The organism is Pseudomonas bohemica, from assembly GCF_002934685.1.
GTDB classification, from domain to species: Bacteria; Pseudomonadota; Gammaproteobacteria; order Pseudomonadales; family Pseudomonadaceae; genus Aquipseudomonas; species Aquipseudomonas bohemica.
Genome location: NZ_NKHL01000103.1, coordinates 1 through 7751, shown reverse-complemented (window position 1 = coordinate 7751; position 7751 = coordinate 1). Strand labels below are relative to the sequence as shown.

The 7751-nt window shown below is 60.8% G+C and carries 6 protein-coding genes and 1 pseudogene; 1 reads left to right on the top strand and 6 read right to left on the bottom strand.

Annotated elements, in window-relative coordinates; all coding sequences use genetic code 11:
- Positions 1 to 578: 578 nt before the first annotated feature.
- A pseudogene (locus tag CE491_RS11015) lies at positions 579 to 2194 on the bottom strand (inorganic phosphate transporter).
- 303 nt (positions 2195 to 2497) lie between these two features.
- On the opposite strand from CE491_RS11015, the gene CE491_RS11010 reads away from it, so the two are divergent.
- Entirely contained in the window at positions 2498 to 2848 is a 351-nt protein-coding gene (locus CE491_RS11010; RefSeq protein WP_110948384.1) for a hypothetical protein, read from the top strand.
- 23 nt (positions 2849 to 2871) lie between these two features.
- On the opposite strand, the gene CE491_RS11005 is transcribed toward CE491_RS11010, so the two are convergent.
- The 5 genes from CE491_RS11005 to CE491_RS10985 all read right to left on the bottom strand — a co-directional run bounded on the left by CE491_RS11005 (position 2872) and on the right by CE491_RS10985 (position 7694).
- A complete protein-coding gene (locus tag CE491_RS11005; protein WP_110948383.1) occupies positions 2872 to 3888 on the bottom strand; it encodes a transporter in 1017 nt (338 codons plus the stop codon).
- A gap of 221 nt (positions 3889 to 4109) precedes the next feature.
- Positions 4110 to 4943, bottom strand: a complete 834-nt coding sequence (locus tag CE491_RS11000) for an aldo/keto reductase (RefSeq protein WP_110948382.1) — start codon at positions 4941 to 4943, stop codon at positions 4110 to 4112.
- A 179-nt stretch (positions 4944 to 5122) separates the two neighbouring features.
- A complete protein-coding gene (locus tag CE491_RS10995; RefSeq protein ID WP_110948381.1) occupies positions 5123 to 6574 on the bottom strand; it encodes an efflux transporter outer membrane subunit in 1452 nt (483 codons plus the stop codon).
- The gene (locus CE491_RS10990; protein WP_110948380.1) at positions 6571 to 7488 is read right to left on the bottom strand and encodes an efflux RND transporter periplasmic adaptor subunit; all 918 of its coding nucleotides are present in this window, start codon (positions 7486 to 7488) and stop codon (positions 6571 to 6573) included. The genes CE491_RS10995 and CE491_RS10990 overlap by 4 nt, the downstream gene beginning before the upstream one ends.
- Positions 7485 to 7694, bottom strand: a complete 210-nt coding sequence (locus CE491_RS10985) for a DUF1656 domain-containing protein (RefSeq protein WP_110948379.1) — start codon at positions 7692 to 7694, stop codon at positions 7485 to 7487. The genes CE491_RS10990 and CE491_RS10985 overlap by 4 nt, the downstream gene beginning before the upstream one ends.
- Between the last annotated feature and the right edge of the window lie 57 nt (positions 7695 to 7751).

The following is a 7751-nucleotide window of genomic DNA, read 5'->3' as shown; positions in this document are numbered from 1 at the left end:
TCCGACTCGGAACCTGTAGGAGACGTCGGAGGTTACGACGGCAGCGAACGCGGTGGGTCTGTGAAAGGTGAGGTGTCTGACCCGCCGCCTTCGCGGCTGTCGCACAGCTCCAGCAGCTCCCACAGGTACAGCGCCAGCTTCAGGTCCTGATCCTGCTTTGCCTTGATCGCCCGAGATATCGCGCAAACAAAGCGGTAGGCGCACTACAAGGGATTATGTAAGTGCGCAAAATCCGGTCCGACTCGGAACCTGTAGGAGACGTCGGAGGTTACGACGGCAGCGAACGCGGTGGGGCTGTGAAAGGTGAGCTGTCTGACCCGCCGCCTTCGCGGCTGTCGCACAGCTCCAGCAGCTCCAGCAGCTCCCACAGCCTTCGCGGCTGTCGCACAGCTCCAGCAGCCGGCAGCGAAAGGCGTCCAGCCAGACAAATTGATGGTGACTGACACGCGCCTTCGCTGCCCTCGTAACCTTCGACGTCCCCCACAGTGGCCGAGGCATTGGGTAAGTCTTTGGCAACTCTCGGCCAAAAAAACAGGCGCCGAAGCGCCTGCGAAGGAGAGCACGGGGGTCTCTGGGAATCAGAAAAGCTGGGTGAACAACCAATACAGCCCGCCCGACAACAGGATTGCCGCGGGCAGGGTCAGGACCCAGGCCATCGCCAGGTTGCGCAGGGTGCGCATTTGCAGGCCCGAGCCGTTGGCCGTCATGCTGCCCGCCACGCCCGAGGACAACACATGGGTGGTTGATACCGGCAGGCCGTACATGTCGGCAGCCCCGATGGTCAGCATGGCGACGACTTCCGCCGAAGCGCCCTGGGCATAGGTCAGGTGGGTCTTGCCGATCTTCTCACCGACGGTCACCACGATGCGTTTCCAGCCGACCATGGTTCCCAGACCCAGCGCGATGGCGACGGCGATCTTGACCCATAGCGGGATGAAGCGCGTGGCGGTGTCGATCTGCTGCTTGAACAGGTCCACCTTGCCCTTGGTGTCGGCGTCGAAATTGCCGACCTTGTTCTTGTCCATCAGGCGGATGGCCTCGGACGTCAGGTACATGTCGTTACGTACGTTGGCCGTGGCTTCGGCCGGCACTTTGGCCAGCGAGCCGTAGCTGGCCACCTGATCGCCGATCTTGCCGGCCATCACCGCCAGTGCAGGCACCAAGTCGGGCGTCGGCTGCTTGTCGCGGATGTAAGTGGACAGGGTCAGGCGCGAGTCGGCAGGAGCCGGCAAGGCCACGGCCTTGGTCAGCGCTTGCTGGGTGACTTGCGCCACGGCGGCGAATTGCAGCGACTGATCGGCGGGCATGGCGCGGTTCAGCGCGTAGGCCATCGGCAGGGTGCCCACCAGAATCAGCATGATCAGCCCCATGCCCTTCTGACCGTCGTTGGAGCCGTGGGCGAAGGACACACCGGTGCAGGTCAGGATCAACAGGCCACGAATCCAGATCGGAGGCGGGGTATTGCCCTCCGGCGCCTTGTACAGCGCACGGGTCTTCACGAACATGCGCAGCGCCAGCAGCAGCAGCGCGGCGCAGGTGAAGCCCACCAGTGGCGACAGCAGCAGCGAATAGCCGATCTTGGTGGCCTGCGACCAGTCCACGCCGCTAGTGCCATCGCGCCCATGCATCAGCGCGTTGGCCACGCCCACACAGATGATCGAACCGATCAGGGTGTGTGACGACGACGCGGGAAGACCCAGCCACCAGGTGCGAGATTCCAAAGGATCGCTGCGATCAGCAGGGCGAAGATCATCGCGTAACCGGCGGACGAGCCCACTTGCAGGATCAGTTCCACCGGCAACAGCGCGATGATGCCGAACGCTACCGCGCCGCTGGAAAACAGCACGCCCAGAAAGTTGAACACTCCGGACCAGACCACAGCGAAATTCGGCGGCAAGGAATGGGTGTAGATCACGGTCGCCACCGCGTTGGCGGTGTCGTGGAAACCGTTGACGAATTCGAAACCCAGAGCGATCAACAGCGCAACGCCGAGCAGCAGAAACGGGGTCCAGGTCAGCACAGCCGTACCCAGATCATCCATGTCCTGCTTCAAGCTGAACGCCGTGTACAGCAGGCCCAGACCCAGTACGACGAAGAAGATCACCATCGTCAGAACGGTGGGCTTGCGCCCGAATTGAGAACTCAACCCGGCGCCCTGTTGCAGGGAGCCTCGAGCCAGTGTGGGGGTCGCCATGATTCACAATCCTGTTGAGATGGGATGGTGAACATGATCATTACTAAATGTGACAGCGATGCGACGCAGGTCATGTTTACGGTCGATTTGGTGCGTCAATGATGGAAAGCGCACTGGAACGATGTTGTACGCCGGCACGTGGGGGCGGCAGGTGTGAGTTCAAATAACCGTTGAGCGCATGACAGGCATAGCGAACGGCGATAGTGATAATCGCGAATCAGTCTAGGCAGGCGCAAGACGATGACTAGCCTGATTCAGGTAGTTGGTTGTTTTTTCCTTTCCAGATAACCAGGGTCATTTCTTATGAATGACGTCAAACCCGTAATAAACGAGCCTTTCATCGAAGGATTGAAAGAGGGCGATGAGCTTTCTATATCCCAGAAAGTCAATATTGGTTTCAGGACCGATATTCCGGAGATCGCAGCAGTCGCCATGTATTTACAGGATGTTCAGACCGGCGAATTTCTCGTGGGAGGTCTTCTTGAGTTGGTCAGGTCTGATAACAAACTCCCGATCACTATCGAACGAACCTATTCCAGGTTAAATAGCGAGGCAAAGATCGGGCATACGGCTGTTGTGTGCGTAGCGGTAGTGTTCAGAGACTTACAAACGGTAACTATCCATAGGGGCGGCAAGTTTAAATTGATTGCTTGAAGTACATGAATAGATAGCTGCGCTCAATAATCCCGGCTTTTACGAAACGCCCAGCGCCCCGCGATGAAGGTAAAAGAGGCCACCAGCGCTACCAATATCCAGAATCCGTGGGGGTCGGTGGATAACGGGATGCCGCCAACGTTCATGCCAAAGAAACCTGCAACGATGTTGATCGGCAATGCCAGAACGGTGACGACAGTCAAGGTAAACAACGTGCGGCTGCTCTGCTCATTGAGGTTGGCGGCGATTTCTTCCTGCAGCAGCTTGATCCGCTCTCCCAGGGCGGTGAGGTCGCTAATGACCAATGCCGACTCCTCGGTGGATTGCCGCAGCTCTTGCAGATCGTCCTCCAGCAGCCAGTGCGGCGGGCGGTGCAGCAGGCGCAGCAGTGAGCCCGGCTCCAGGGCGAGCAGTCGCTGCAGGCGTACCAGCACCCGACGCATCGCGCCCAGTTCGGTGCGGTTGTTGCTCAGGCGCTGGGAGAGCAGTTGATCTTCGATCTTGTCGACACTGATGCTGGTCCTGCGCATGAACTGCGCCAGCACTTCGCTCTGATCGCGCAGCAGATGTGCCAGCAGCTCCAGGGGTGAGCGAAACAGTTCGCCGTGTTGGACCGACGAACGCAGCTTGTCCACCGAGCGCAATGGCTGATGCCGGGCCGAGATCATCAAGTTGCTGCGCACGCACACCCACAACGTTGCGATATCGGTCGACACCCGGTTGAAGTCGAACACCACGTCGTTGACCACGGCCAGCAGCGCGGAATCGACGTGTTCGATGCGGGTGGAACGCGAACCTTCGTGCAAGGCTTCGAGAAATTCGTCCGGCAGTTCCAGATGGGTCTTGACCCAGCGTTCGCAGCTGGCGTGGGCCAGGTTCAGGTGCAACCAGATGAACTCAACCGGGTCGGCTGGATTGCTCAGGCATTCCAACGCTGTCGCCGAATCGACTTCACGCGCAGGCTCACCCGGACGGAAACGAAATCCATACAACAGACCAAAAATATCGGATTCCTGAGAACGGGCAATGCTTTGGTTCATGAAGGCTCGCAGGCGAGGAGGGCCGAGGGTCTGAAGCGGCATCATCGCAGGCGGTTTTGACAGTTTTGTGACGGTTTGTATCTGAAGTTTGCGATCACTGTAGGAGCGTGCCTGGTCTGGGCCGTCTTCGGACGATTGCGGTATGTCAGCCAACCGAGCTGAATCTGAAACAACGCAATCCCAGGCAAGCGCGCTCCAACAAAAAAGGCCTGCCGGTGACGTTACACCATCGCCAGGCGCTTCTTGCGCACCGGCGCTGGCCATGACTTATCGATCAGCAATTCATCATCGATACTCAACTCGATGCTCGCTGCCTCGGCGTTAAGCCTAAGGTGATGTGGGTCAACCGCCTTGGGAATGGCGATCACGCCTTCCTGACGCAGCACCCAGGCCAGGCTGACCTGCGCGGGAGTGACGTCGAGGCGCTCGGCGACTTCGAGGATCGCCGGGTTTGCCAGCAAATCGCCCGCCTGACCAATGGGACAGTAGGCCATGAGCGGCATTGCTGCATTTTGCATCCACGGCATCAGGTCGTACTCGACGCCACGCTCTTCGGGGTTGTACAGCACCTGATTGGTCGCGCAGGCACTTGCCGAAGCCACGGCGCTTAATTCAAGCATGTCCGAGACATCGAAGTTCGACACGCCCCAGCGACCGATCTTGCCTGCCTCGCGCAGCCGCTCGAAGGCTTCGACGGTTTCCTCGAGCGGGTAAGAGCCTGGCCAATGCAGCAAATAAAGGTCGATGTAATCGGTTTTCATCCGCTGCAGGCTGCGTTCACAGGCCGCGGGAATGCCTTTGCGGCTGGCGTTGTGCGGGTAAACCTTGCTTACCAGCGTGACCTGATCGCGCTTGCCGGCGATGGCTTGGCCGACCACTTCTTCGGCGCCGCCTTCGCCATACATCTCGGCGGTGTCAATCAGGGTCAGGCCCAGCTCGATGCCCCGCCGCAGCGCCGCTACTTCGTCGTCACGCCGCTGGGGGTCTTCACCCATGTGCCAGGTGCCCTGACCGATGATGGGAACGGTTTTGCCTGCCAGTTGGAGAGTGCGCATGGAGTGCCTCCTGCCGATGGGTGTATAGAGAGGTCAGGCAATTCAGGCGGGCAGGGGTTCCATTTCAAACGCAGTTGCGAGTGGAAAGCGGCCGGTTGCGAGCCTGGATCGTGGTGGTTGCGCGGGTTGGATTCTGCCCGGAGGGCGTGGCCTGCGGGCAGAATCAAAAGCAGATCAGCTTATTTCTGAGCCTGTGCAGGTGCCTGCCTTGGCTGCGTATTTTCCCAACCGCCTCCCAACGCCAGGAACAGGTCAATCTGTCCCATCGCCACCTGGGTATTGGCCGCTGCCAGTTGCGCGGTCACGTCGGTGTAGGTGCGCGTAGCTTGCAAGTCAGCGAGGAAGGATGCCCGGCCGGCCAGGAAGAAGCGGTGGGTCTGGTCGGCGGCCTGTTTTGCCGATTCCTCGGTATCGGCCAAAGCGTCGCGACGCTCCAACAACGAGGTGTATTGTGAGAGGCCGGTCTGCGCCTCGCGAATCGCATTGAGCACCACGCCGTCGAAATGGGCCAGTGCCGCCTGATTGGAGGCTTCGGCCATGTGAATTCGCGCGCGGGCGCCGTTGGACGGGATGGTCCAGTTGATCATCCCACCAAAACCCCAGCGGTTGGTCGAGGGCTCGCCAAGTTCCTTGAGGATACCGACGGTGCCGACCGTGGCGCCGATGCTGATGTCCGGGTACAACTCGCCGGTGGCCACGCCGATAGCGGCACTGGACACCGCCAGACGCCGCTCGGCCTGGCGCACGTCCGGACGACGCTTGAGCAGTGCGGCGCCATCGCCCACCGGCATCACCTGAGCGATGTGCGGCAGTTCGGCGCAGTCGGCCACGCCTTTGGGTAATTGATCCAGCGGCTTGGCCAGCAGCATCGACAGGCGATACAGCCCGGCTTTCTGCGCGGCTTCGTAGCGCGGCAGATCGGCGCGCAGGGATTTGTACTGGGTCTGCGAACGAGTCACCTGGGTTTCATCGCCGCGACCGGCATCACGCAGGCGCTGGGTCAGGCTCAGGCTCTGTTGTTGAAGGTTCAGCGAATGCAGGGCGATATTGCGCTCTTCGTTGGCAGCGCAGATTTGTGTGTACGAGCGCACCACGTCGGCCACCAGGGTGATTCGCGCGGTGTCGACCGCAGCCTGGGCGGCGTCCGTGCTGGCCTCTGCGGCTTCGATCCCGCGTTGTAACACGCCGAACAGGTCGAACTGATAGGACGTGTTCAGGCTCCCATTGCCGACGTTAGCCACCGGCACCTTTTCCGTCAGCAGGTAGGCCTGTCCGGCCTCTTGCAGACGCTGTACCCCAGCCTCGGCGCTGTTGGTGAAGCCGCCCGCGGCCTCGGCTTCGTTGGTTTGGTAACGGGCGCGCTGCAGGTTGGCGGCGGCGACACGCAGGTCGATGCTGGACACCAGCGCCTGATGCACCAGCTCATCGAGTTTGGGGTCGTTGTACAGGCGCCACCAGTCCGCTGGCACGGGCGCCGACACGACGTTGGCCGAAGAACCCGCCAGATCGCCCTGTAAATCGGGACGATTGACCGCGGCGTCCTTCGGAAGCTTGTAATCCGGACCGACCACCGTACAGGCCGAAAGAAGCATGCCCAAACCGACAGCCAGCAGGCGCACGTCGGGTTTCATTGCGCGACTCCTTTGTCAGTGGGTTCGCCGGCATTCTTGTTGGCAACAGCGTCGTCGATGATCGACACCGTCGCGGTACGCCCGGCGATCATGCGGAAATCCATCGGCACTTCGTCAAAGGCGATACGCACCGGGATCCGCTGAGCCAGACGCACCCAGCTGAACGCCGGGTTGACGTTGGGGAGCAGGTTCGAACCGCTGCTGCGGTCGCGGTCTTCGATACCGGCGACGATGCTCACCACATGGCCGCGCAGACGCGCGTCGTCGCCGATCACGCGGATGTCCACCGCTGAGCCGATGTGGATGCCGTCCAGCTTGGTTTCTTCGAAATAGCCGTCGATGTGATACGAAGCGCTGTCCACCACCGATAGCACGGGATGTCCGGCGCTGACGAACTCATGCTCGCGCGGCGCGCGGTCGTTGAGGTAACCGTCGACCGGGCTGCGGATCACCGAGCGGTCGAGGTTCAGTTGCGCGGCGTCTACCGCCACTTGCGCTTCGTTCAACGCCGACAGCGCGCGGGCTTCCTTGGATTGGCTCTCTTCCAGTTGCTCGCGGGCCACCAGGTTGCCCAGGCCACGGTTACGTTTGTTTTCACGCTGGGCCTGTTCCCAGGTTTCCTTGCGCTCGGCCACGGTCGCCTGGGCCTGACGCAAGGCCAGACGGAAGCGATCCTGGTCGATGGTGAACAGCACCTGGCCCTTGGTGATGGCCTGGTTGTCGGTGACCGAGACCTTCTGGATCAGGCCGGAGACGTCCGGGGCGATCTGGATCACGTCGGCACGGATATGCCCGTCGCGGGTCCAGGGGGCGTACATGTAATACATCACCATGCGCCAGACGACGAACGCGGCGAGGGTGACGACCAGCAGTGTCAGGACCACACGGCCCAGAGTCAGTAGGGGTTTTTTCATTTCATCAGGTATCGACTAAGGGTATCCACGACGCCGAGCAGCAGAGCGTATAGACCGACGTTGAACAAAGCCCGGTGCCAGACCAGGCGGTAGAAGTGCGCACGTGACAGCACGGCGTGAACCAGCAGAAAAATCACATAGGCGATGCCCATCAGCACCAGAAAGGTAGGCAGGAAAATCCCGCCGATATCCAGATCACCGATCACAGTGGCGCTCCATCGATGCCATACGGCGGTTGTTCTTCTTTCTCGGCGAGCACGTCC

Excerpts from the sequence above, each read along its gene's own strand:
- CE491_RS11010 (WP_110948384.1), top strand. The coding sequence starts at position 2,498 with ATGAATGACGTCAAACCCGTAATAAACGAGCCTTTCATCGAAGGATTG.
- CE491_RS11005 (WP_110948383.1), bottom strand. The coding sequence starts at position 3,888 with ATGAACCAAAGCATTGCCCGTTCTCAGGAATCCGATATTTTTGGTCTG.
- CE491_RS11000 (WP_110948382.1), bottom strand. The coding sequence starts at position 4,943 with ATGCGCACTCTCCAACTGGCAGGCAAAACCGTTCCCATCATCGGTCAG.
- CE491_RS10995 (WP_110948381.1), bottom strand. The coding sequence starts at position 6,574 with ATGAAACCCGACGTGCGCCTGCTGGCTGTCGGTTTGGGCATGCTTCTT.
- CE491_RS10990 (WP_110948380.1), bottom strand. The coding sequence starts at position 7,488 with ATGAAAAAACCCCTACTGACTCTGGGCCGTGTGGTCCTGACACTGCTG.